The sequence below is a fragment of the Mycobacterium sp. NGS64 genome (genome assembly GCF_059812245.1).
The window spans coordinates 239,622-261,779 of the sequence record NZ_JCALCI010000004.1; the positions used below are offsets into that span (position 1 = coordinate 239,622).

Consider the following 22,158-nt stretch of genomic DNA (forward strand, 5'->3'; position numbering starts at 1 on the left):
GGAGCCCTGAAGGCGCTCGCCGGGAGTCTTGGGCAAGCGTGGCTGAGCCATTACCCGCCCCTGGGAGACCGACTCTCAGCTCTCGCGGCATGCTCCCAACATGACATTTCATTTCAAGTTGACTTAATATCCGGGTGAAGACAATTCGCACAGTGGCGGCGACTGGTATGAGTTCGGCCCGGGCGGTGTGCTAGGAGTGCATTACGCCGATTCCGCAAGGGATTCCGAATACTGCGCACCTAACGCTTGGAGTGAACTGTTCACCGACCAGCCCACAGGGCCCCTTACGGAGATGCCGATGTGGGGTTTCGCGTCTCAGGGGCATATGTGTGCTGCTCCACCGGCAATCCTTGCAGTCAGAAGTATGAGCCGCTCAACGGGCTGAACGTGCCGTTTGTGTGCGTGTGTCGCGGCTGCAGTTTCAGACTAGGTCGCCCGTTGGATTTGGCCCGAAGTCGTGGATTGACTTCGCGCTGAATTATTTAAACGCTCACCAGGTTCTATCCATGACAGCAGAAGCTGATATCCGGCCGCTCGGTCTGCCATCCTGGCCACGTCAACCCGCCTGCTGGCTGCGCGCGATAAGTGCCCAGTGCTGCCACAACGTGGTCCTGCTTCCATTGCGTAGGAATTCACCTAGGACGAGGAGGGGCGCACCTGTGGCGGCGGCGCGACCGACGTGGGGCAGAGCAGGTTGTCGGCGCGCCGGTGCGGTCTCGATGCCGTTGCGGCTGGCAAAGGCCAGCTAAAGCCGGCGCAACTTAGCCGAATGTGCAGGCCCGGAATCACACGCGGGGGCCTGCGCGGCGCAAATCTGCGTCTGCACGCCGCCCACCGGCCACTTGCGCCAACCTAGTGATCTTGAGCTTCCCCAATAAGGTCATAGCCAACAGCGTTGTCGGCTCTGAATGCGGCAACAACATCACCTACCATTGAAATGGACAGGAGGTCACCAATTCGGGCTACGACGTGGGTTGGCATTGGGCTGCGGCGAGCATGAGGGGCATCGATGAGCGGAAGGGGCGAGACCAGGATCACGGTCACCGGCTTGCACGCTGTCGGGCATGGCGTGGATCGCCCGGAACACGTTGTGGTGGCTGGTAATGGCCGGGTGTTCGCCTCCGACAAGGCCTCGGCGGTAGCGGAACTCGTTGATGAGAACACCATTCGGCGTATCGGTAAGGCCGGTGGCGAGCCGAACGGAATCGCGATCGACGGCGACGGCCACTTCCTGATCGCCAACTGGGGCCCGGGTGTTCTGCAGGATCTCGACCCGCAGACCGGTGCGATTACAGCGATATTAAGCGGAGAACTCGACGGACGCCCGCTGCGATGGCTGAACTTCGTTCTGGTGGATTCTGTTGGGGCGCTGTGGTGTTCGGTGAGCACGATGGCAGACGATCTTCTGGATACCATCGCGCGCGGCACCGCTGATGGGTTCATCTTCCGGGTCGCACCGGATCGCAAGTCGGCGCAGGTGGTCGCCGAGGCGGTGAGCTTCCCCAACTGCATGGCGCTGGATCGCAATGAGGACTACCTGTATGTGGTCCGCACGGTGGCCGCCGACGTGGTGCGGTTTCCGATCTGGGGCGAAACACTCGGGCCGCCAGAACGATTCGGCCCTCCGCTGGGCGGCCGCCGCGCCGACGAGTTCGGCTCCGACCAGGCCCGGCTCCTGGCCGACCCGGAGGTGGCTCGCCGGTGGGGGATGGCCGACGGATGCGCGTTCGATGCCGAGGGAAACCTCTGGGTCACACTCGTTCTCGCCAACAGGATCGTGGCGATCAGCCCGGACGGCCGGGCGACAACCGTGATCGAAGACCCCGACGGCAAAGTGTTGAGCGGCCCCACCAGCATCGCCTGGGGCGGCCACGACATGCGCGACATCTACATCGGCTCGATCGCCACCCCATACGTGCTTAAGGGCAGAAGCTCGGTGCCGGGCCTGCCGGTAGTCGACCAGCGCTAGCCGCCCGACGGCCCGGGCCGCATAAAGTCCGGCAAAGCGGCCTCGGGGTCCGAAGGGATCATCGATTCGGGCAGCCCCCACAGCTGCCGAATGGTGGCACCGCCGTCGACGACGAGCGTCTGACCGGTGATGCGGGCGGCCAGCTCGGAGGACAGGAACAACGCGGCGTTGGCGATGTCATGCGCACGGGGCGCCGCCAGCGGGTTAATTCCGTTGATGGCGTACTCGTTTGGCGGCTGGTCCTCGTTGCCGGTGCCCACATTGCCCGGCGCGACGGCGTTGGCGCGAATGCCGTAGCGCCCCAGTTCGTCGCCGAAGGTCTTGACGAGCGAGATGACGCCGGCCTTTGCGGCGCCGTAAGCGGCGTGGTAGGTCGCGGCCGCAATGCCGTCGACCGAGGCGACAGCGACCAGCGATCCACCGCTGCGCTGGGCGATCATGTGCCTACACACGGTCTGAAAGAGGTAGTAGACCTGGGTCAGGTTGTAATGGATTGTTGCGTCCCACATTTGAGTAGTGAAGTCCTCGACCTTCGACCACGTCGCACCGCCGATGATGTCGACGCAGACGTCCACACCGCCCAGCGCCGCGACAGCGTCGTCGATCGCCCGACCGACCTGCAAGACGTCGGTCATATCGGCGACGATCGGGACGGCAGTGCCTCCCCGGCCGACGATCTCCTCGGCAATGCGTTTCGCCCGCTGCTCGTCGATGTCGATGCAGGCCACCGAGGCGCCCGCCTCGGCGAGAGCCAGCGACGTGAACCAGCCATGGCCCGCGCGCTCCGGGATGTACCCCGCGCCCGACACGACGGCGCGTTTGCCGGACAGCCCCAAATCGATCACGGCCGACCTCCATTGCGCCCCAACGAGTCAGCCGGTGCTGGCCAACGGTCGTACTGGTGGAGTATCGAGACGGCGTCGACCGCTGTCAATGACGGCCCAACGAGCCCGACCCGCCGGCAAGCCGTTTATGCCGGCTGCTCATCAGCGGATCGTCGCATCGGCTCCCAGCGTCCTTCCGGTTGCGCGAGGCGGTCGGCGATCACGTACAGGGTTTCGAGGTTGTGTCCGTACCCGAAATGGCTGCTATGGACTTCGATGTTTTCGGTCCGCGGCGCGGGCAGGCTGGTGCAGCAACGCCAGGCCACGATCCCGTCGGTCTTGCTGTAGATGCAGGTGGTTGGCACCGTCAACGGCTGCTCGCGCCTGATGCGGGCGGCTTCCGAGACGGCCGATGTGGCGCTCGCACCCCGGTTGAGCAACTGCCACATGCGCCAGGCGTGGGTGGCCCGGTGATCGCCGCGGAATGGGGAACCCAAAGTGATCACCGATCGCACATCATCGGGGAATGCGCGCGCCAACTCGCGGGCATAAATGCCGCCCGCACTCCAGCCGATGACGCTGACCCGCCGTCCGTGGCGCGACCGCAGCTGGTGAAGACGCGCCGGCAACTGCTCTTTCATGCTGGGCCGGTACCCCAGGTTGACACCGAGGCGCCAGTCGTGAGCGTGATATCCCAACTCGCGCAGCACGCCGCGCAGGAACTGAGTTGATCGCGCACCGGCCAGAAATCCCGGAAGCACCAGTACGGGGTGTCCGTCGCCGTGGGGCCAACGGGCGATCACGTCTCGGGAAAGCTGCGCCACCAGGTATTCGGGGATGGCCCGCAGTTCTAGCGCGCGCAGCCAGTTGCCTGGCGCAGTCGCGCTAACGGCATCGGGCACGCCGCTGGCTTCGGGGCTGCCCACTCGATCAGAAACTGAGGGCATATGTGGTGTCTCCTTACTGCACGCACTTGCCGGCGCGTCACGACCAGCATTGCACTCACAAACCTGGATCGTCACCAAACTCGATGACGTCGCCTCCCATGTCCCGGGCAACACCAACATGGTTCGCAGCTGAGACAGACCAGCTCTCGCGCACCGGGTTGAGTGCCGGGGCGCATCAGCCGAGCTCTCCGGTGCTTGGCGCCGTGGTGGTCGCAGCGCTACCTCAGCTGAGTGGCGGTTTGCGGTCATTGGGCGGCGGCCATCGTTTGGCGACGCAGGCGCGGGGCCACGGGCTTTGCCAGTCTCCAACACTCGGCACCTCGAGCCGGATACAGTGCACCGCACAAGTTGCAGATTGTCCTGGGACGGTGAATTAGTGCGCGTTCTTAACTGGAATATCAGTCACGGCGGCGGTTCGCGGATCCCGGCGATCTGCCGCCATGTCGAGAATGTTCGTCCGGACTTGTTAGCTTTCACTGAATTCCAGACTCGAAATGAACCATCGTTGCGCGCCCGTCTAAAGCGGCTTGGCTACCCATTCATGGCGACATCGGAGCCGGCGGGTGATCAGAATAGTGTACTCGTCGCCTCCAAGTGGCGGCTTGACCATGCTCCCGATCGGTGCGCGGCCCATATCGATCGAGAACGGTGGCTCGCTGTACGTGTGACTGAGATCGAATTGGACGTACTCGTTGTGCACATCCCAGGCACCCCCGACAACAAGTTCGAGGATGGTTACGGCATCTCAGGCCGGAAGCGCAAGGAGTTGCTTTGGGAACGCACTATCGACTATGCCGTCGACCACAGGGATCGTCGAGCAATCATTATGGGTGACTTCAACACCGGGCTCAGAGTCGATGCCGAGGGCGCGATGTTCAAAATGTCGCACTACATGACAAAGCTCATAGATACCGGGTTCGTCGACACTTGGCGGCACCTTCACACGGACGTCCGGGACTACACCTGGTACTCGAGACGGAAAGACAAAACAACCGGAAAGTCCGAAGATCTCAACGGATTTCGGTTGGACTATATTTTTGTCTCCCCAGCACTGCGGCACGTGGTAACGGACGTCGAGATCCTGCACGAAGCCAGAACGACCGGGGCTTCAGACCACGCCAGCGTGGTCGCGAACATCGACACGTCAGAACAAGCTGCCGATTGGATCGATGTGGAGTGTGAATCAGCAGCGGATAACACAGAATCTAACGGCGCCCAGATCGGTGACACCGTTGACCCGCGAAGCTGGCCGGCGGATACAGAGGTCGCCGCGAGCGGGAAGCTCCGCGTACGCTTCGACCTTGCGCCCGGCAGCCTGTGTGATATGAAATGCGGCCTCAACGGCCGCGGTTTCGTGCATGAGTTTCGTCCGACGTATGTAACCGCGGAGTGGGCTAACGGTGTGCTCAAGGAAGTTCAGATCTGGGGACCCCGCGTCCTGCAAAGCGGATCACTTGGCAAGCGGGTCCTCGATCACCAATGGACGAGACCTGTTGCGGCCGGCGGGGTCAATTACAGCGACTTGCCACCGTCAGTTGCCGCGCAACTCAAGTCGTACATCACCGACGATTTCCGGGCGCCCCCGCGATAACCGCCAGACATCGGGATTAGGCGGTTTGTCATTGCCGTCGACGAACAGCGCCATCGACGCGGTAAATGCGTGCAACGCGTTGCGGCCCGCGATCGGGCCGATCTCGCCGGCGGCGAAGAAACCGGCGAGCGGAATCCCACCGAGTAGTTCCTCGATCGTCGACGCGTCGTGGTCGGCGATCCCGAACATCCGCCGGCCACGCCCGTTGCAGGTGAACAACAGCGCGCCCACCGGACGCCCGGGCAGCTCGGCTGCCGCCCGCTCCACGACAAGGCGCAGGTCCTTGTCGGCCCCGGCCGCGTCACGGACCTGGAACTGCACGGTTGCCCCGACTTCGACGACATCGCCGACTTGGATCGCCCCAGTCGATTGATCGGCGCCGAGGAGACCGCGGATCAGGAAGTCGCCCTGACCCGGAGCCGTTAGGTGCTCGTCGACGACGACCCCGATCGACAGGCCGTGGCTGACCAGTTCCTGCTCGTCGCGCGGTAGCCCTTCGACGATCTCGCGCAGGCGCTGCAGCGGCGGTCGGCCGCCCAGCTCGGTAATCACTGTGCCGTCCGCGCCGGTGACGATGTATGGGTCGCCGATCGGCCGACAGCCCTGCGACACGATCGGGATACCGTGCACGCCGGGCAGGCGCACGCCCACGAGACCGGAGGTGAGCACGCCGTGGTCGCGGAACAGCCGGGTCTCGCCCGGTCCCCGCCCGCCGCTGACCACGCCGCCCACCACGGTCGTTCCCGGCAGGTCGGTGTTGAGGTGCTCGACGAGGAGGCTCGACGGGAACGTGTAGGGGTCCGGCAGCAGCAGGTGCAGATCGTGCTTCGTCCGGTCGAACCGGTAACCGGTGATCAGGCCTCCCGAGCCGGTGCGGACGAAGTCCAGCTGGAACGTCTCGGCGGCCAGACCGGACGCCAGCCACACCGCCACCGCCGGCTCGTCCTCGATCTCGCGGCGGCCGGCGACGACCGTCTGGGCGATGCAACCGATCAGCGCGGGCGCCTCGACCATCCGGTGCACCGCGTCGAGTACGTCCACGGCCTTGTCGGTGTGTGATCGCGACGCGAATAGCACGGCCAGCGACGGCGCCTCACCCGCGAGCTCGTCGCGCGCGTGCGCTGTGGCCTCCACCGCGGCCTGCTGCGCGTCGGACGCGGTGGAAACCCCGACTGCGATCCGCACGCTTCCATGATGCGCCACCTCCGCTAGCCTGACGTTGCGCTGCGGTAAGTCCACGAGGGGCATCGATGAGCGGAACAGGCGAGACCACCATCGAGGTGACCGGTTTGCACCCCGTCGGGCGCGGCGTGGATCGCCCGGAGCACGTTGTGGTGGCCCGCGATGGGCGGGTGTTCGCTTCCGACAAGGCCTCAGCTGTCGCAGAACTCGTCGATGAGAACACCGTTCGGCGCGTCGGGCAGGCCGGCGGTGAGCCAAATGGGATCGCGCTCGATCGCGACGGGCACTTTCTGATCGCGAATTTCGGCTTGGGTGTGCTGCAGGATCTCGACCCGGTGAGCGGCGCGATCACGGCGATATTAAGCGGACAACTCGATGGACGCCCGTTGCGGTGGTTGAACTTCGTCCTCGTGGATTCCGTTGGGGCGTTGTGGTGTTCGGTGAGCACAATTGCGGACGATCTAATGGATACCATTGCGGGCGGCACCGCCGATGGGTTCATCTTTCGGGTCGCACCGGATCGCCAGTCGGCGCATATGGTCGCCGACGCGGTGAGCTTCCCGAATTGCATGGCGCTGGACCGCAACGAAGACTACCTGTATGTGGTTCGCACGGTGGCCGCCGACGTGGCGCGGTTTCCGATCGAGGGCGAAACACTCGGGCCGCCAGAGCGATTCGGCCCACCGCTGGGCGGCCGGCGCCCCGACGAGTTTGGTCCCGACCAAGCTCGATTCCTCGCCGACCCGCAGGTGAGCCGCCGGTGGGGGATGGCCGATGGATGCGCCTTCGATGCCGACGGAAACCTCTGGGTAACACTCGTTCTCGCCAACAGGATCGTCGCGATCAGCTCGGACGGCCGGGCAACAACCGTGATCGAAGATCCAGATGGCACAGTATTAAGCGCTCCGACCAGCATCGCCTGGGGCGGACGCGACATGCGCGACATCTACATCGGCTCGATCGCGACCCCATACGTGCTCAAGGGCAGAAGCTCGGTGCCAGGCCTCCTGCTAATCCACCAGCGCTAGCCGCCCGACGGCCCGGGCCTCATGAAGTCGGGCAGCGCCTGGTCCGGGTCCGAGGGGATCATCGATTCGGGCAGGCCCCACAGCTGCCGAATGGTGGCACCGCCGTCGACGACGAGCGTCTGGCCGGTGATGCGGGCGGCTAGCTCGGAGGACAGGAACAACGCGGCGTTGGCGATGTCATGCGCGCGGGGCGCCGCCAGCGGGTTAATTCCATTGACGGCGAACTCGTTTGGCGGCTGATCCTCGTTGCCGGTACCCACATTGCCCGGCGCGACCGCGTTGGCGCGAATGCCGTACCGCCCCAGCTCGTCGGCGAACGTCTTGACGAGCGAGATGACGCCGGCCTTGGCGGCGCCGTAGGCGGCATGGTAGGCCGCCGCCGCGATGCCGTCGACCGAGGCGATCGCGACCAACGATCCACCGCTGCGTTGGGCGATCATGTACCTGCCTACGGCTTGGAAAAGGTAGAACACCTGGGTCAGGTTGTAATGGATTGCCGTGTCCCACAATTGGGTGGTGAAGTCCTCGACCTTCGACCACGTCGCGCCACCGATGATGTCGACGCAGACATCGACCCCGCCAAGCGCCGCGACCGCGTCGTCGACCGCCCGACCGACCTGTACGGCGTCGGTCATGTCGGCGACGATCGGCACGGCATGGCCTCCGCGGCCGACGATCTCGCCGGCAATGCGATTCGCGCGCTGCTCGTCGATGTCGATGCAGGCCACCGAGGCGCCCGCCTCGGCGAGGGCCAACGACGTGAACCAGCCATGGCCCGCGCGCTCCGGGATGTAGCCCGCGCCCGACACGACCGCGCGCTTGCCGGATAGTCCGAAATCGATCACTGCCGACCTCCTATCCGATGAATTCTTACAGCTCTCGGCGGCCCGGAGCAGCGGTGCGCAGGCCGGCTGCCGCGGCGGCCGCACGCAGGCGTTCGTCGTAGGTGACGAACGCCGTCAACTGAGTGCCGAACACCGCGTCCGCGGTCGCGAGATGGATCGCGTCGAGCGACCGTAACGTGGTGTCCGGATATGCCGCGGCGGCCGCCCGAACCACCTCGTCGACTTCGTAGCGCGCCACTCGTGCCACGATCGCGGGAACATCGGCGAGCAGCGAGGGATCTACCCGGCGCAGCGCGCGAGGGAGTTCAACCTCGATCAGCGTCGACGACACCCACGCCGCCGGTGCTTGTGCGTCGAGCCAGTCGGCGAGAGTATCGCTTTCGGGCTCACGCCGGATCAGTTTCATCAGGGCCGACGTGTCGAGATAAAGCATCAATAGCGCTCGTCGTCTCGCAGATCGCGCAGCAGTTGGCCGGCCTCATGGTCGGTCTTCACCGGTCCGGATGGACGTGGCGCCGGTCCGCTGAGCGTGGCGGGGTGAAGCCTTCCCGCGCTGATCATTTCGGCTAGGGGATTTTCCTGGGCCGGGACCAGGCGGGCGACGACGGCCCCGCGCTCGGTGATGTCGATTTGCTCGCCGCGCTTTACGCGCGCGAGCACCCCGGCGGTATTTTGGTTCAGCTCACGCACTGGCACCTCGGACATGTCAGCCACTGTACTACGAATTTGTACTACACGGACAGCGCGCTGCCGGAATTGTCCAATCGCGTTTACACGACGGCGCGGTAGCGTGCGGCTATGGCGATCGAGGACCGAGAGCGATTCGGCGGCTGCCTGCTGGGCGGGGCAGTCGGCGACGCGTTGGGTGCGCCTGTTGAATTCCACACGCGGGAGCAGATTCTTGCGCAGTTTGGCGGCGAAGGAATCACCTCCTACGCGCCCGCCTATGGCGGTGTCGGCAGGATCACCGACGACACTCAGATGACGCTTTTCACTGCGGAAGGTCTTCTGCGCTATTGGGTTAGGGGATGCCTGAAGGGTGTCTCGACGTACTCCGGTGTAACTGCAAACGCGTATCTGCGATGGCTGCGGACGCAAGGCGAAGCGCCGGTGCACGACATCGGAGTCGGCGCACCGTTCGACGAAGGTGAGCCGGGCTGGCTATACGAGCACAGCGAGTTGCACAGCCGGCGCGCTCCGGGCAACACCTGCCTGTCCGCGCTTCGGCAGATGCGTGGTCTCGGCGAGCCCGCCAACAACGCCAGCAAGGGGTGCGGTGGCGTGATGCGTATGGCCCCGGTCGGCCTCTTCGTCGCCCGGCTCCCGGATGGGACGGTGCGACATGCGTTTGAAATTGGCACTGAACTTGCAGCGCTGACGCACGGCCACCCCTCCGGTTCATTGTCCGGTGGGGTGTTGGCCGCCATCGTCTTTCAGCTGGCTCACGGCATAACGTTGGTCGAGGCTTTGCCGACGGCGAAGCGTGTTCTCGCAGAGTTTCGTGATCACGAGGAAACTCTGCGCGCGGTCGAAGCCGCCGAGGCGGCAACACGCCGTGACGCTCCCCGCTACGAGGCAGTCGCCCAGCTAGGTCAGGGATGGGTGGCTGACGAGGCGTTGGCGATTGGAATTTATTGCGCGCTGGTAGCCGAATCGTTCAGCGACGGCGTAATTCTCGCGGTGAATCATGACGGCGATTCCGACTCGACGGGATCGATCGCGGGCAATCTACTTGGCGCGATGGTCGGCGCACGCGCTATCTCCTCACGATGGCTTGTGCCGCTAGAGCTCGCGGATGTCATTGGACAGATCGCCGACGACCTATACGACTACCCGCAGTGGCAGCTGTCGGGGTACAGCACCGACGATGAATCCGAGCGCATCTGCCGCAAGTATCCGGGGTATTGAGACGGTTCCGACCGCGGTCAATGACGGCTCAATGCGCCGCGTGCGTTGACGCCGAACCGTCAACCGCGCAGCCCGTCTGACATTCAGAATCCTTGTCATTGCCGACGTCTGGATCATCCGTGCCTTTGCCGCGGAATGGCCCCGCCACCTGTGCGCCCACCCAAACGATCCCGCGGCCTACCGCCCCGAGCGCGTGGCCGGTGGTGGTCGCGGCGGCCCCGATGGTCGCGAAGGCGGCGTCGAACACGCTCGGAATGTGGAAGTCCTCCCACGTCTCGACCTGGTGGTGGCGCGCCGCCGCGAACCGGTCAAGCTCGTCGCGAATGGCGCGGCGCTGCTTGCCCAGCTCCCGCACCGCCCAGAAGCGGAAGCCGTCGAGCACCGCGGGCTTCGCGAACCGGTCGAGGACGTCCGTCGCCTTGCCGTAGATGTCGACGTCTTCGCGCAGATGATGGTCGACGAGCTCGCGGGCTTCGTCGATCGCGCGCAGCAGCTGCTCGGGTTGCGTCGCCTCGATGCGGGCGAGGTTCAGGCGCTGCCATTTGTGGAGCGCCCCTTCGGCGATCACCAACAGGCTCAGGGTTTCGCCAAGCCGGTTGTGGTGGACCGCGTTTCGCAGCTTCTCGGCGCGGTGCTGCACGCCCAGGGTGTGATCGAACGACGCAACGATGCGCCGGACGTGGTTGCGCAGTTGCTCGACGGTGACGTTGAGCGCCGGCCCGAGGGCGGCCACCGACTCCCAGTACGCGTCGGGGAGCGACCCGTACTTGTCCAGTGAGTCGACCATCCGCGAAATCGTCAGGCTGTTGCCGAGCACGTCGCCGGCGCGCTGCGCCCGGGCGACCTCGAGCACCGAGTCGACCTTGTCCTCCACTCGCCGCACGGCGTCTTCTACCTGGGCGACTGCCGACGTCAACGCCATCTGCACCGCGATCATCTGCGCCGACGCGATCGCTTCCGGGCCGAGTAGCGCCGGTCGCCACTGCAGGGGCGCCAAGAACTCAGCGTCCGTCAGCACCCGAAAGACGCCGTCGCTCAAGGGAACGAGGTTGCCGTCCTGCAACGCGTCGAGGCTCTCGCGGTGCAGCTGAACGTACTTGCCGCAGTCGGCCAGCAGCGAGGTCAACCCGGCCAGCGAGCCACCGTCGATCCCGGCGACCCGCATCGCCTGCCCGGCGGCCGCCCGCAGCCGCGCCAGATAGGACTCAACGGCGGCCGGGTCACCGCCGACCAGCAGGGCCTCGTCATGCAACGACACCACGACCTCGTCGGTGTCGGTCATCTCGGATGTGCTCATGGGGCACCCCCAAAGATCCGTCGGCGTGCGAGCGAGCAGGCCGAGATGGGCGGCTGGCGAGTGCGGACGTTACACCGGGGTGTCCCCTCGAACTCTCGCTTCGCTGCCTATTCAGGAGGAATTCATCGGGTACGTGAAGTGGTTCCAGTAACCGCCAGACTCCGGCAAATTGAGGGCTGTCCGCCCAGCTGCGGATGTGGAACCATTTGGCAAATGAAGGACGACGATCCCGAAAAGCGGATCCGCGAGTTGGAACGCGAGCTTGCCGACGTCAACCGGCCCCCGCAAAGCCCGCCCCCGTACACGGGTGGCGAGACGTACACGGAGAACCCGACGCCGTACACGGGCGGCGCGACGTACAGCGCCCCGACCTACAGCAGCGCCCCGAGCTACAGCAGCGGCCCGACCTATACGAGTGGCGGGCCATTCCCTTGGGGCGCCCCGCAGCCGCGGCGCAAGCGCTACCCCTGGTACCTCTTCCTCGTCCTGGTCGCGGTCGTCGTGCCGATCATCATCAGCCTGGTGATGATGTTCACCAGGTCGTCCATCGGGAGTTCGATCTCGAGAGGCGGCGCCGGCAGGACGACGTCCAGCGGTCCCACCGCGGTGCCGTGGGGCGGCGAGCTGCGCGTCAGCGACAACTCGCAGGCCAGGACGATCTCCTGCAACAACGGCAAGCTCACCCTCGCCGCGTACGACAGCAAGTACGTGATCACCGGCCACTGCGCCAGCCTCACCGTGGGCGGCTACAACAACAACGTCACCGTCGACAACTCTGACGCCATCGAGTCGACCGGATACAGCAACGTGGTCCGCGTCGACACCTGCAACGACGGCAACCTGAAGATCTCCAGCTACGGCAACGAGTTCAACGTCACCGGCCACTGCGCCGGCCTCGCGATCTCCAGCTACAACAACAAGGTCAACGTCGACAGCGTCGACGCCATCACCGTCTCCGGCTACAGCAACAACGTCACCTATCACACGGGCACGCCGAAGATCACGAATTCGGGCTACGACAACAACATTCAGCAGGGCTGAATCGGTGGCCCGGTAGGTGATCCGCGGAATCGATAGCGCATGCGCTATCAATTACCGGAGACACCGCAGGAGCCGCTGAATAGCGACGGCTCCTCAAATCGGACCCACGCCGCCCCGCGACGACGCGCAGGCGTAGCGTCTGAGAACGAGCCGTTTCGTTGTCAGCGGTGCTCTCCGCGGCATCCACAGGCAATGCGATTCCTCCGTCGCCCCAGCGCCAGGGGCGGTCGACGCCGACCGTGAAGGAACTGCCCGTGGAAACCGCAACCAATCACGCGGTACCGATGCACCTCCTCCGGGGCCGGCACGGAACCAACCCGATCCGGGTGTGCGTGGCGCGCGAATTGGGCCACGACATCGACGGCGCGTGGTGGCCGCGCGTGGACCGCATCGCAAACGAACTGCCGTCCCTGGTCGCGGTGCTGACCCCGCTGCTCGGGGACATCAAATCCATCAACGTCAACTGGTCACCGCTGCAACGGCCACCCGACCTGAACTGGCCGGGATGGGAGCACAAGCGCCAACACGTGATGACGATCAACGGCTGGGACGCCTGTGCGAACCTCCTGGTCGTCCCGTACGCAACCAACTCCGCGCTCGCCCAGATGGTGCTGCGCCTGGCCGCCGACCTGCCCATCGACTGCGCCGACCGCAACAAGCGCGCGTTCGTGACCGCCGGCTGCGTCCTCTCCGCCGCGCAACGGCAGTGTGACCCGGCAACACCGATCGCGTAGATAACAGAGCAACCGCTCTGTTATGCTGCCGGGGTGCCCCGTCCACGCGTCCACGACCAGGACCGGATCCTCGATGCCGCGGAATTGCTGGCGGCCCAGTCCGGACCGGCCGCCGTCACGATCCGCGCGATCAGCGACGCGACGGGCGTCTCCAATGGCGCGCTCTACCACACGTTCGGGTCCCGCGCGGGCCTGGTGGGTCGCGCCTGGCTGCGGGCCGGGCACCGATTCCTCGGCGCGCAAGGCGAATTGATCGATGCCGCGCTCGACGGCGACGCCGCCGACGCGGTGGTGGCCGCGGCCGAGGCGCCGGCGGTGTTCGCCGAACAGTTTCCGCACTCATCGCAGCTGATCCTGACCGTGCGCCGCGACGAGCTGCTGGGCCCCGAGACGCCGGCCGACATCGCCGCCCAGCTGCGCGACCTGGACCGGCTGCTGGTCGAGGCAATGATCCGGCTGGCCCGCGCCGTGTGGGACCGCAAGGACGCCGCGGCCGTCGACGTCATCACCATGTGCATCGTCGACCTGCCGACCGCAATCCTGTTGGAACGCAAACGAATCCACGATCCAGACGCGCGGGAACGACTGCTCGCCGCAGTCCGCGCAGTGCTGGCCGTCGGCCCACCGCCGTTGCGGCGCAGAAGCACAGAAAGGAACAAGAAATGACACCAACACTGGCCTGGGACGACAAGATTGCCGTCGTCGACCTCGGCGACGACGAAAACCGGTTCTCGCCGGAGTTTCTCGACGCCATCAATGCCCACCTGGACGAGATCGAGGCCGCCGGCGCGCAGGGCCTGGTCACCACCGGGCGCGGCAAGTTCTACACCAACGGGCTGGACCTGGACTGGCTTTCCGCCCACGCCGAGCAGACCCAGTCCTACGTCGGGCGGGTGCAGGCCCTGCTGGCCCGCGTCCTGACCTTCCCGACGCCGACAGCCGCCGCGGTCACCGGGCACGCCTTCGGCGCCGGCGCCATGCTCGCGATGGCCCACGACCTGCGCGTGATGCGCGCCGACCGCGGCTACTTCTGCTTTCCCGAGGTCGACATCCGGATCCCGTTCACCGACGGCATGGCCGCGCTGATCCAGGCCAAGCTCACCCCGCAGGCCGCGATCGCGTCGATGACCACCGGCCGGCGCTTCGGCGGGACCGAGGCCGTCGAGTTCGGCATCGTCGACGCCGCCGCGGGCGAGGGCGAGGTGACCGCCGCGGCCACCGACCTGTTGCGCCCGTTGTCCGGCAAGGACTCCGGCACGCTTGGCGCGATCAAGCAGACCATGTTCCGCGCCGCGGCGCAGGCGCTGACCAACGCCTGAGGCCTATTCGCCGGCGAACCGCTCCCACGCGGACTGCCGCGTAATGCCCAGCGTCTGGCCGATTTTGGCCCAGGTGACCCCGCGCCGGCGCAGCTCGCGCACCCAGTCGCGCAGGTCGGCCTCGACCTGCTGGGCCACCACCGCCATGCGGGGGATGTGGTCGAGCATCTGCTGATCGCTCCACGCCTCCCAGATCGGCATCCGAAGCTCGTTCGGCTTGCCCTTGTACTCGTCGATGATGGCCTGCGACAGGTCGATGCATTCGTTGCAGATCTGCACGCCCGGTCCGGCCACCAGCTTGTCGACCTCGGTGTTGGACTTGCCGCAGAACGAGCACCAGATCTTGGTGGTCTGCTTGGTGGGGCTCATGGGGACTCCCAGTTGTCAGGATTTGCCTGACACACTACGACGTCAGGGCCGCCCTGACAAGGGCGTGGGCTGGTGTTCAGGTGTCGTGGCCGGCGGTCAACGACTGATGTGTTCCAGCAGGTGCTTGGACCAGGTGTTGGGTGACTCCAGGGGGCTGAAATGGCCGCAGTTGTCGAGGTATTCGAGGGTGAAGTCCGCGTAGAAGTCATCCAGGGTGTCGCTCCATGTCTGCGGGAACAACGGATCCTGGTCGGGCCACAAGATGGTCACGGGCGTGGCGAACCTGTCTTCGCGAGCCGGTGTTGTCTCGTTGGCGTAGTAGGTGATGGGGTTTCCCTCAGCGTTGCGGAACCACAGAACGCCGGCCAGGAAGGCCCCGGGTGCGGAGTGGTTCTCGGTCAAGTGGTCCAGGAGGTCGTCGACGACGGTCGATCCGGGTGCCGACCAGTTCACCAGGTTTTCCTTGAGTGCCGCGCGGACGGCCTCGGGTTTCCCGTCGATGATTTCCTCGACCAGTTCGGATTTGTAGAAGATGGCGTGCACGAACGCGTTCACCGCGTCCTCTTCGAGAATCCGTCGCCCCACGCCCATGGTGGGCGGTGCGATTACCAGCGATCGCACCAGATCGGGCCGGGTGGCCGCGATCGTCTGGGCGGTGAAGCTACCGATGTCGTACCCGCCCAGCACGGCGTTGCTGATACCCAGTTCGTCGAGCAGTGCGATGACGCTGCCGACCTGGCGATTTAGTGCGTAGGCGGTCGGGTCCTCCAGGTGCTTGTCCGACTTGCCGTACCCGCGCAAGTCGATCACGATGATGTCCGCCCGTGCCTTGAGCTGGGGGACGACTCTGGAGTACTCCGTGTGGTCGCCGGGATTGCCGTGGATCAGGACGACCGGGACACCCTGCCCGGAGCGCTCGTAGTAGAGCTTGAACCCGTCGTGTTCGGTTGAGTAGGCCACGGGACTTCTCCTTCCTGAAACTCACACCAGCGCTTTTCGATCGCCTGCATGACGGTGTCGCCGCGAAAAGGGTTTACCCGGAAACTGTTTCGGCTCCCTTCGGTGATGCTAATAGCCCAGTTTGTCAGGCGGAGTTGCCGGCCGATCGGGGCGGTTGTCAATCTTTGCTGCATCGAGACAGGGTGCGGCCGAGACAGGTTGTTACTATCGCGCGGGTGGGTGCCCCGGGGTCCGTTTCACGGCGCGACGTGTTGAGATACGCCGCGGTCGCACCGGCGCTCGTCGGGGTCGCCTTGGCGGACGCGCCACACGCACGCGCCGGCATCGCAGGGATGGGCGTCTTCCTCGACCCTGGCCACAACGCCGTGAACGACGCCTCGATCAGCCAACAGGTGCCGAACGGCCGCGGGGGCACCAAGGAATGCCAGACGTCCGGCGCCGCCACCGACAACGGCTACCCCGAGCACGCGTTCACCTGGGCCGTGGTGGGACTGATCGCCGGTTCGCTCAACCAGATGGGCGTGCACACCCAGCTGTCCCGGGACAACGACAGCTCCGTCGGGCCGTGCGTCGATGCGCGCGCGGCGGCCGCCAACGCGATGCACCCCGACGCGATCGTGAGCATCCACGCCGACGGCGGCCCCGCCTCCGGCTCGGGATTCCACGTGAACTACTCCAGCCCGCCGCTCAACGACGTCCAGGCCGCCCCGGCCGTCCAGCTCGCGCGCACCATGCGGGATGCCCTGGTGCAGGCGGGCTTTCACCCGTCCACCTACGCCGGCTCGGACGGCCTCTACGGCCGCGCCGACCTCGCTGGGCTCAACCTGGCCCAATACCCGGCCGTCCTCATCGAGCTGGGCAACATGAAGAACCCGGACGAGGCCGCGCGGATGCAGACCTCCGACGGCCAGGCGAAGTACGCCGCCGCCGTCACCGCGGGAATCGTCGCGTTCCTGAACGCCAAAGGCCCCGCCTAGCGGCTCAGGTGCCGAAGCTCCCGCTGGGCGTCGCCGCGTTGCCGCCGAGATGGCTGGCCGCGAACGCCGCGCCCTTGTCGATCATCTCCCCGTCGGAGGCGTAGGTGTTGTGCGCCGCGAAGTTCATCCCGTCCGAGCAGACCGGGTCCTCCGGCGCGCACACCTTGATGGTCTTCGCCTGATACAGCGGGCCGATGGCGACCGGGGGCTGGTTGAGGAAGTTCATCGCGCGGACGTTCGGCATGCCGAAGAGCACGACCGACGAGACGTGATCGGCGACCGCGGGGTCCATCGGTTTCGGCACGGTCGCGGGGTCGACCCCGTCCGGGACGGCGGCCGAGGTGACGAAGCCCATGACGGCCGCGCCCTGCGAGTAGCCGCCCAGCACCATCTTGGTGTTCGGGCAGGTCTTCGCCATGTCCTCGACGTGGAAGCCGGCGTCCTTGATGCCGTCGAGGCCGGTGGCCCACTCATTGCTGGCGGGGTAGTTGACGGGGTAGACGTCGAGCGACCGTCCGCCGATGCGCGAGCGCAGGTTGTCGACGAACGCCTGGCCGGTCGGCCCGACGCCGGGGTCCTCGCCGGTGCCGCGGGCAAAAACCACCTGGACGTCCGGACATTGGGCCAAGGCTAGGGGGATGGCGGGCGCGACAACGGTGGCGCCAATGCCCGACACCGCCGCTGCCGCGGAAACAGCGAAGCGAGTGAAGTGACGTGCGATCATGCCAAAATTTTGCCCAATTGAGCAGGGCCCCAAACCTGGGAATTTCCTTGAACTTTCATGAAATTTCTCTGGTAACGCAACCCGTCAGGCGGCGTCGAGGAATTGATTCACCGCCTGGACAAATTCCGTGGGGCGATCGCGCACGAGCCAGTGCCCACAAGGCTCGAGGACCCGCACCTGTCCGTCCTGGACGAGTCGCGAGGCTCGAATCGAATCGGCCACCGGCACGAGCCTGTCGTCGCGCCCGGCCAGTATCAGGGTCCTGGCCGTGATGCGTGGCAGCTTGGACACCAGCGACAGGCCCTCCGGTCCTGCGCCGAATGCCCATCGTTGCGTGGCGGCGAACGCTTCGCCCGCATGCGGGAGCTTGCCGCTGATGATGACCGCGTCGATCAAGTCGTCGGACAGCGCCGAGGCGTTCTTCATGCCGAGGTTGGTGCGCAACTGCGCGCGAACGACCCCGCGCCCCAGGCTCACCGCGAGCTTGTTCATCCCCTTTCCCAGCCCTGGATGGCGCGCGAGCCACTCGGCGGTGCGCAGGAACTTGAACTTCTCGGTGATGCCGCCGGGATTGATCGCGACGGCGCGACGCACCACGTCGGGGCGGGTGATGGCCATCTCGAGCGTGATCCAACCGCCGAGCGACAACCCGCCGAGGTCCACGCGATCGAAGCCGTAAGCGCGAATCAGGTCGGCGACCCAGGCGCGGTACCACGGGATGGAAAACGACGACTCCGGGAACTCGGTCTCGCCGTATCCCGGAAGGTCGGGGGCGATGACGCGCCGGCGCTGGCCGAGCGCAACCAGCGCCGAACCAAACGACACCAGCGCCGAGTCGAGGCCACCGCCGTGCAGCAGGATCAGCGGGGCGACGCCGTTGCGGGGATCGACCTCGAAGACCCGCGTGCGGATGCCCTGAACGGCGATGTCACGCGCATCGACCCCGGCGGGAACCTGCAGCGCCTTCATCGCTAAACCAGCTGGGCGACAGTCGTCACGACGATGAGCACCAGCACGGCGGCCCCGATGCCGTACACCTGCCGGCGCGGGGTGACCCGCGTGGGCAGTGGCTGCCGCTGCAGCGTGCGTTGGCGCTGCATCGCGATCAGGTAGGTGCCGAGCGCGACGACGGCGGCGAGAAGGGCGGGGACCAACTGCCACGGCCCGACGGGGCCGTGCAGGTTCCTGATCATCATCAGCGCGCCGTTGGCCAGGAACGCGAAGGCCGTCCGCGTCCACGCCAGGGTCGTCCGGTCGGCCGGCTCGTTAGCCCGCGGATGGACCGTCGGCGTCGCGTCGTTCAACCCATGACCGCCTTGGCGATCACCAGCCCGATCGCGACCAGCCCCACCACGCTGAGGCCCACCGCGAGGTAGGCCGGGGTGGGATGGCGGGGCAGCGGATCGCCGTGGCGCATGGCGACATCCGCCTGCCGCCAGCGCACCAGACCCATTGCGCTGGTGAGGGTCGCCAGCGCGGCGAGCCCGATGCCGAGCGCGCGCCGCGCCCCGGGCACGGTCAGCTCCGGAACGAGCTGCACCAGGGCGACCGCCGCGGCGAGCAGACCCAAGGCGGTGCGCTGCCAGGCCAGGAAGGTTCGCTCGTTGGCGAAGGTGAAGCGGTAGTCGGGCTCGCGCTCGTCAGGTTCGGCCACGAACTACCCGCCTCGGCATGGATGGTCAAGCGTTTCGACGTGGCAGATTTTAGCCTGCATGATGAGGCTTGTGGTCAAGGCGCTGTTGTTCGACGTGCAGGGCACGGCGACGGATTTCTATTCGACCGTGTGCGACGAGGCGGCGCGGATCAGCGCGGGCCGGCACCCTCAGGCCGACTGGGGCGACTTTGTGCGGCGTTGGCGCGCAGGCTACTTCGCGGCTTTGGACGGCGCGCAGGGGAGTGGCTGGATCTCCGTGCACTCGGTGTATCGGCGCGCGTTGGATGCCATCCTGTCCGACGGCGGCATCGCGGGGTTCTCGGACGCAGAGCGCGAGGAGCTCACCCTGGCCTGGCAGCGGCTGCGGCCGTGGCCGGACGTGGTGTCGGGGCTGACGCGGTTGAAGCGCTTGTACACGCTGGCCACCCTGTCGAACGCCGACGTGTCAGCGGTGGTCAACATCTCCAAGCGCGCGGGCCTTCCCTGGGACGCGATCTTCGCCGCCGAGATGGCCGGGGTGTTCAAGCCCGACCCCGCGATCTATCGCATGGCCGCGACCTACCTCGGCCAGCAGCCCGCCGAGATCATGATGGTGGCCAGCCACAAATACGACATCCGCGCGGCGGGCGGGCTGGGCTTTGCGACGGCCTTCGTCGCGCGTCCGCTGGAGTTCGGGGCCGACGGCGAGGCCGACGTGGCCTACTCCGACGAGTTCGACGTCAACGCGTCCGACTTCCTGGACCTGGCAGCACAACTGGGCTGTTAGCGGCAGGTCTATGCGGAAGTCAATGCGGGGTCCGGCTTTTCCGACGACATGGACAGGAAGCCGCGCACGCAGCGCGCCGCGAGTAGCCAGTTGCCCGGCTTCTTCATGTCCAGCCCGCCCAGCAGCTGCTTGATCATGGTCAGCGTGTCGAAGTAAATGCGTTCGCAGACAAGCGTTTCCGTGTCGTCAAACACAAAGTAGGCGTTCATGCGGACCCGGAACCGGCTGCCCGTGGGCGGCACCTTGCCGAGATATCCGCGGTGGGTGCCCATCAGCCAGAACTCGACGATCACCGCGTCGGCGCTGTGCCGCAGCGCGATGATCTCGTGGTCCTGGTCGGGGAACGCGGTCCTCGTATAGACGTAGTAGCCGCGCACCGCCTCGTTGCCGTCGTGCACGATCATCTGCGGGATCAGCTCGTAGCGCGGGTGCGGGAAGGTCGCCAGCACGTCGTCCCAGGCCTGGCGGACCTCGTCGTGAAAGTGGTCGAGAACCAGCTTCTCGCGGGCGGCCAGCACGTCGGGGGAGGGAAACGCGGGAATGGTCACGTCGGTCACGCTGGTCAGCGTAAACCCGGGTTCGGTGCTTTTGGCATGCCCGGCTCTGTGGAAGGTGTGTGGCGGTCTCGAAACTTGATAGCGCATGCGATATCAAATTTTGGAGGGTGATACCCCTTCTGAGAGAGAGCCCAAGGTGTTCACCCCGCCCCGCGATAGGGACGTCAGCCCGGTGGCGTCCACGCGACCGGCAGCCTCTTGATGCCGTGGATGAATTGCGACAGCAGCCGGGCGGGTTCCTCGACCGCGACGATGTCGGGGATCTCGCGGCGCAATTCGTCAAAGACGACCCTAATCTCGCGGCGGGCCAGGTTGGCGCCCAAGCAGAAATGGGCGCCGCCGCCGCCGAAGCCGAGATGCGGGTTGGGATCGCGGGCCACGTCGAACATCCAGGGGTTGGCGAACTTTGACTCGTCGCGGTTGGCCGAGTTGTACCACAGCGCGGCCTTGTCGCCGGCCGCCAACTTGACGCCGCTCAGCTCGGTGTCGCGGGTCACGGTGCGCCGCATGTAGACCACCGGGGAGGCCCACCGCACGATCTCCTCGACGGCGGTGGGAGCCAGGCCTTCGTAGTTGGCCCACCATTTCTCGCGCTCGTCGGGGTAGCGCGACAGCGCCAGCACACCGTGGCTGATCGCGTTGCGCGTCGTCTCGTTGCCCGCGACGACCAGCAGGATGAAGAACGACGCGATCTCCTGCGACGTCAGCCGCTCGCCGTCGACCTCGGCCTCCACCAGGCTCGTGGTCAGGTCGTCGTGGTGGTTGACGCGGCGGTCCTCGGCCAGCGCGGCGGCGTAGGCGCCGATGTCCATCGAAACCTGCGTGAACTCCCCGAAATCGGTCGACAGGTCGGGGTCGCCGAACCCGAGAATGACGTTGGTCCAATGGAATACGCGCTGATGGTCTTCCTCGGGGATGCCCATCATGTCGCAGATGATCTGCAGCGGCAGCGGCCCGGCGAGCTCGCTGACCAGGTCGGCCTCGCCGTCGGGATGATTGGCGATCAGCGACGACACCAGCCGGTGCGCCCGCTCACGCACCGAGGCCTCGATGCGGGCCACCACCTTCGGGGTGAACGCCCGGCTGACGATCGAGCGCAGCCGCTGATGCCGGGGATCGTCCGTCACGATCATCGAGCCGAAATACTCGGCCAATTCCGGCATCTGGTCGCCGATCGTGATACCGCCGGCGGAGCTGAAGATATCCGGATGGCGGCTGGCGTAGTGCACGTCGTCGAGCTTGGTCAGCGCCCAATACCCGTTGCCGGCCTCGAACCCCTCGTACTCGACCGCCGGCCAGAATGACAGCGGCGCCTCGCGGCGCAGGGTGGCGAAGGCGCCGTCGCGGTAGTCGTCGTCGTACCCCCAGAACTCGAGCGACTCGAGATGAATGTCGGCCAGCGGGATCTCGGGCGGCGGCGCCCCATTCGCGCGAGTCGCGATGCCTGTCTTGAGTGACACGGTTGG

The 22,158-nt window shown here is 66.1% G+C and carries 24 protein-coding genes and 1 pseudogene; 10 read left to right on the top strand and 15 right to left on the bottom strand.

The window, feature by feature from the left end:
• Positions 1-1,009: 1,009 nt before the first annotated feature.
• A complete protein-coding gene (locus AC5Y4S_RS19085; protein WP_500034242.1) occupies positions 1,010-1,969 on the top strand; it encodes an SMP-30/gluconolactonase/LRE family protein in 960 nt (319 codons plus the stop codon).
• Here the strand turns inward: AC5Y4S_RS19085 and AC5Y4S_RS19090 are convergent.
• Together AC5Y4S_RS19090 and AC5Y4S_RS19095 are read right to left on the bottom strand one after the other, a co-directional pair.
• Positions 1,966-2,814, bottom strand: a complete 849-nt coding sequence (locus AC5Y4S_RS19090; RefSeq protein ID WP_500034243.1) for an SDR family NAD(P)-dependent oxidoreductase — start codon at positions 2,812-2,814, stop codon at positions 1,966-1,968. The genes AC5Y4S_RS19085 and AC5Y4S_RS19090 overlap by 4 nt on opposite strands.
• 125 nt (positions 2,815-2,939) lie before the next feature.
• Complete coding sequence (locus tag AC5Y4S_RS19095) at positions 2,940-3,719, bottom strand: esterase/lipase family protein (RefSeq protein ID WP_500034244.1); 780 nt, start codon at positions 3,717-3,719, stop codon at positions 2,940-2,942.
• A 397-nt stretch (positions 3,720-4,116) separates the two neighbouring features.
• Between AC5Y4S_RS19095 and AC5Y4S_RS19100 the strand changes: the two genes are divergently transcribed.
• Entirely contained in the window at positions 4,117-5,331 is a 1,215-nt protein-coding gene (locus tag AC5Y4S_RS19100; protein WP_500034245.1) for an endonuclease/exonuclease/phosphatase family protein, read from the top strand.
• 36 nt (positions 5,332-5,367) lie between these two features.
• On the opposite strand, the pseudogene AC5Y4S_RS19105 reads toward AC5Y4S_RS19100, so the two are convergent.
• A pseudogene (locus AC5Y4S_RS19105) lies at positions 5,368-6,516 on the bottom strand (FIST signal transduction protein); the annotation flags it as partial.
• Positions 6,517-6,581: 65 nt separating this feature from the next.
• On the opposite strand from AC5Y4S_RS19105, the gene AC5Y4S_RS19110 reads away from it, so the two are divergent.
• Complete coding sequence (locus AC5Y4S_RS19110; protein ID WP_500034246.1) at positions 6,582-7,541, top strand: SMP-30/gluconolactonase/LRE family protein; 960 nt, start codon at positions 6,582-6,584, stop codon at positions 7,539-7,541.
• On the opposite strand, the gene AC5Y4S_RS19115 is transcribed toward AC5Y4S_RS19110, so the two are convergent.
• Genes AC5Y4S_RS19115 through AC5Y4S_RS19125 form a run of 3 tightly spaced genes read right to left on the bottom strand, consistent with a single transcriptional unit; the run spans position 7,538 to position 9,091 of the window.
• Positions 7,538-8,386 carry an SDR family NAD(P)-dependent oxidoreductase gene (locus AC5Y4S_RS19115; protein ID WP_500034247.1) on the bottom strand — a complete coding sequence of 283 codons (849 nt, stop codon included), beginning with the start codon at positions 8,384-8,386 and terminating at the stop codon, positions 7,538-7,540. The genes AC5Y4S_RS19110 and AC5Y4S_RS19115 overlap by 4 nt on opposite strands.
• A 25-nt stretch (positions 8,387-8,411) precedes the next feature.
• The gene (locus tag AC5Y4S_RS19120) at positions 8,412-8,819 is read right to left on the bottom strand and encodes a type II toxin-antitoxin system VapC family toxin (RefSeq protein WP_500034248.1); all 408 of its coding nucleotides are present in this window, start codon (positions 8,817-8,819) and stop codon (positions 8,412-8,414) included.
• Positions 8,819-9,091, bottom strand: coding sequence for a type II toxin-antitoxin system Phd/YefM family antitoxin (locus AC5Y4S_RS19125; protein ID WP_500034249.1), 273 nt, complete (start codon positions 9,089-9,091; stop codon positions 8,819-8,821). The genes AC5Y4S_RS19120 and AC5Y4S_RS19125 overlap by 1 nt, the downstream gene beginning before the upstream one ends.
• Positions 9,092-9,184: 93 nt before the next feature.
• Here AC5Y4S_RS19125 and AC5Y4S_RS19130 point away from each other — a divergent pair, with 93 nt between their 5' ends.
• Positions 9,185-10,294 carry an ADP-ribosylglycohydrolase family protein gene (locus tag AC5Y4S_RS19130; RefSeq protein WP_500034250.1) on the top strand — a complete coding sequence of 370 codons (1,110 nt, stop codon included), beginning with the start codon at positions 9,185-9,187 and terminating at the stop codon, positions 10,292-10,294.
• A gap of 28 nt (positions 10,295-10,322) precedes the next feature.
• On the opposite strand, the gene AC5Y4S_RS19135 is transcribed toward AC5Y4S_RS19130, so the two are convergent.
• Entirely contained in the window at positions 10,323-11,591 is a 1,269-nt protein-coding gene (locus AC5Y4S_RS19135; RefSeq protein ID WP_500034251.1) for a hypothetical protein, read from the bottom strand.
• Between the two features lie 213 nt (positions 11,592-11,804).
• On the opposite strand from AC5Y4S_RS19135, the gene AC5Y4S_RS19140 reads away from it, so the two are divergent.
• The 4 genes from AC5Y4S_RS19140 to AC5Y4S_RS19155 all read left to right on the top strand — a co-directional run bounded on the left by AC5Y4S_RS19140 (position 11,805) and on the right by AC5Y4S_RS19155 (position 14,685).
• Positions 11,805-12,632 carry a DUF3060 domain-containing protein gene (locus tag AC5Y4S_RS19140; protein ID WP_500034252.1) on the top strand — a complete coding sequence of 276 codons (828 nt, stop codon included), beginning with the start codon at positions 11,805-11,807 and terminating at the stop codon, positions 12,630-12,632.
• Positions 12,633-12,916: 284 nt separating this feature from the next.
• Entirely contained in the window at positions 12,917-13,366 is a 450-nt protein-coding gene (locus tag AC5Y4S_RS19145) for a DUF5994 family protein (RefSeq protein WP_500034615.1), read from the top strand.
• A gap of 33 nt (positions 13,367-13,399) precedes the next feature.
• Positions 13,400-14,032: a TetR/AcrR family transcriptional regulator gene (locus AC5Y4S_RS19150; RefSeq protein ID WP_500034253.1), complete on the top strand. Its 633-nt coding sequence runs from the start codon at positions 13,400-13,402 to the stop codon at positions 14,030-14,032.
• Entirely contained in the window at positions 14,029-14,685 is a 657-nt protein-coding gene (locus tag AC5Y4S_RS19155; protein WP_500034254.1) for an enoyl-CoA hydratase-related protein, read from the top strand. Before AC5Y4S_RS19150 ends, AC5Y4S_RS19155 begins: the two co-directional genes overlap by 4 nt.
• Before the next feature lie 3 nt (positions 14,686-14,688).
• On the opposite strand, the gene AC5Y4S_RS19160 is transcribed toward AC5Y4S_RS19155, so the two are convergent.
• Complete coding sequence (locus AC5Y4S_RS19160) at positions 14,689-15,054, bottom strand: ClpX C4-type zinc finger protein (protein ID WP_500034255.1); 366 nt, start codon at positions 15,052-15,054, stop codon at positions 14,689-14,691.
• A 96-nt stretch (positions 15,055-15,150) separates the two neighbouring features.
• Positions 15,151-16,014 carry an alpha/beta fold hydrolase gene (locus AC5Y4S_RS19165; RefSeq protein WP_500034256.1) on the bottom strand — a complete coding sequence of 288 codons (864 nt, stop codon included), beginning with the start codon at positions 16,012-16,014 and terminating at the stop codon, positions 15,151-15,153.
• 215 nt (positions 16,015-16,229) lie between these two features.
• On the opposite strand from AC5Y4S_RS19165, the gene AC5Y4S_RS19170 reads away from it, so the two are divergent.
• Positions 16,230-16,991 (top strand): Rv3717 family N-acetylmuramoyl-L-alanine amidase, encoded by a 762-nt coding sequence (locus AC5Y4S_RS19170; protein ID WP_500034257.1) that lies wholly within the window; start codon positions 16,230-16,232, stop codon positions 16,989-16,991.
• Between the two features lie 4 nt (positions 16,992-16,995).
• Here AC5Y4S_RS19170 and AC5Y4S_RS19175 read toward each other — a convergent pair whose 3' ends face one another.
• From AC5Y4S_RS19175 to AC5Y4S_RS19190, 4 genes are all read right to left on the bottom strand, one after another.
• A complete protein-coding gene (locus AC5Y4S_RS19175) occupies positions 16,996-17,715 on the bottom strand; it encodes a cutinase family protein (protein WP_500034258.1) in 720 nt (239 codons plus the stop codon).
• An 84-nt stretch (positions 17,716-17,799) separates the two neighbouring features.
• Complete coding sequence (locus tag AC5Y4S_RS19180) at positions 17,800-18,684, bottom strand: alpha/beta fold hydrolase (RefSeq protein WP_500034259.1); 885 nt, start codon at positions 18,682-18,684, stop codon at positions 17,800-17,802.
• Positions 18,685-18,686: 2 nt separating this feature from the next.
• Positions 18,687-19,019, bottom strand: a complete 333-nt coding sequence (locus tag AC5Y4S_RS19185) for a DUF202 domain-containing protein (protein WP_500034260.1) — start codon at positions 19,017-19,019, stop codon at positions 18,687-18,689.
• Positions 19,016-19,369: a YidH family protein gene (locus tag AC5Y4S_RS19190; RefSeq protein WP_500034261.1), complete on the bottom strand. Its 354-nt coding sequence runs from the start codon at positions 19,367-19,369 to the stop codon at positions 19,016-19,018. The genes AC5Y4S_RS19185 and AC5Y4S_RS19190 overlap by 4 nt, the downstream gene beginning before the upstream one ends.
• Before the next feature lie 58 nt (positions 19,370-19,427).
• Between AC5Y4S_RS19190 and AC5Y4S_RS19195 the strand changes: the two genes are divergently transcribed.
• A complete protein-coding gene (locus tag AC5Y4S_RS19195; RefSeq protein ID WP_500034262.1) occupies positions 19,428-20,135 on the top strand; it encodes a haloacid dehalogenase type II in 708 nt (235 codons plus the stop codon).
• A gap of 8 nt (positions 20,136-20,143) precedes the next feature.
• On the opposite strand, the gene AC5Y4S_RS19200 is transcribed toward AC5Y4S_RS19195, so the two are convergent.
• Both AC5Y4S_RS19200 and AC5Y4S_RS19205 read right to left on the bottom strand, forming a co-directional pair.
• Positions 20,144-20,683 carry an ester cyclase gene (locus AC5Y4S_RS19200; RefSeq protein WP_500034616.1) on the bottom strand — a complete coding sequence of 180 codons (540 nt, stop codon included), beginning with the start codon at positions 20,681-20,683 and terminating at the stop codon, positions 20,144-20,146.
• 173 nt (positions 20,684-20,856) lie between these two features.
• Positions 20,857-22,152 carry a cytochrome P450 gene (locus AC5Y4S_RS19205; protein WP_500034263.1) on the bottom strand — a complete coding sequence of 432 codons (1,296 nt, stop codon included), beginning with the start codon at positions 22,150-22,152 and terminating at the stop codon, positions 20,857-20,859.
• Positions 22,153-22,158: the final 6 nt, after the last annotated feature.

What these genes read in the sequence shown, in the direction of transcription:
- AC5Y4S_RS19085 (WP_500034242.1), top strand. Translation starts at nt 1,010, where the DNA reads ATGAGCGGAAGGGGCGAGACCAGGATCACGGTCACCGGCTTGCACGCT.
- AC5Y4S_RS19110 (WP_500034246.1), top strand. Translation starts at nt 6,582, where the DNA reads ATGAGCGGAACAGGCGAGACCACCATCGAGGTGACCGGTTTGCACCCC.
- AC5Y4S_RS19120 (WP_500034248.1), bottom strand. Translation starts at nt 8,819, where the DNA reads ATGCTTTATCTCGACACGTCGGCCCTGATGAAACTGATCCGGCGTGAG.
- AC5Y4S_RS19125 (WP_500034249.1), bottom strand. Translation starts at nt 9,091, where the DNA reads ATGTCCGAGGTGCCAGTGCGTGAGCTGAACCAAAATACCGCCGGGGTG.
- AC5Y4S_RS19130 (WP_500034250.1), top strand. Translation starts at nt 9,185, where the DNA reads ATGGCGATCGAGGACCGAGAGCGATTCGGCGGCTGCCTGCTGGGCGGG.
- AC5Y4S_RS19135 (WP_500034251.1), bottom strand. Translation starts at nt 11,591, where the DNA reads ATGAGCACATCCGAGATGACCGACACCGACGAGGTCGTGGTGTCGTTG.
- AC5Y4S_RS19140 (WP_500034252.1), top strand. Translation starts at nt 11,805, where the DNA reads ATGAAGGACGACGATCCCGAAAAGCGGATCCGCGAGTTGGAACGCGAG.
- AC5Y4S_RS19145 (WP_500034615.1), top strand. Translation starts at nt 12,917, where the DNA reads ATGCACCTCCTCCGGGGCCGGCACGGAACCAACCCGATCCGGGTGTGC.
- AC5Y4S_RS19155 (WP_500034254.1), top strand. Translation starts at nt 14,029, where the DNA reads ATGACACCAACACTGGCCTGGGACGACAAGATTGCCGTCGTCGACCTC.
- AC5Y4S_RS19160 (WP_500034255.1), bottom strand. Translation starts at nt 15,054, where the DNA reads ATGAGCCCCACCAAGCAGACCACCAAGATCTGGTGCTCGTTCTGCGGC.
- AC5Y4S_RS19175 (WP_500034258.1), bottom strand. Translation starts at nt 17,715, where the DNA reads ATGATCGCACGTCACTTCACTCGCTTCGCTGTTTCCGCGGCAGCGGCG.
- AC5Y4S_RS19180 (WP_500034259.1), bottom strand. Translation starts at nt 18,684, where the DNA reads ATGAAGGCGCTGCAGGTTCCCGCCGGGGTCGATGCGCGTGACATCGCC.
- AC5Y4S_RS19195 (WP_500034262.1), top strand. Translation starts at nt 19,428, where the DNA reads ATGATGAGGCTTGTGGTCAAGGCGCTGTTGTTCGACGTGCAGGGCACG.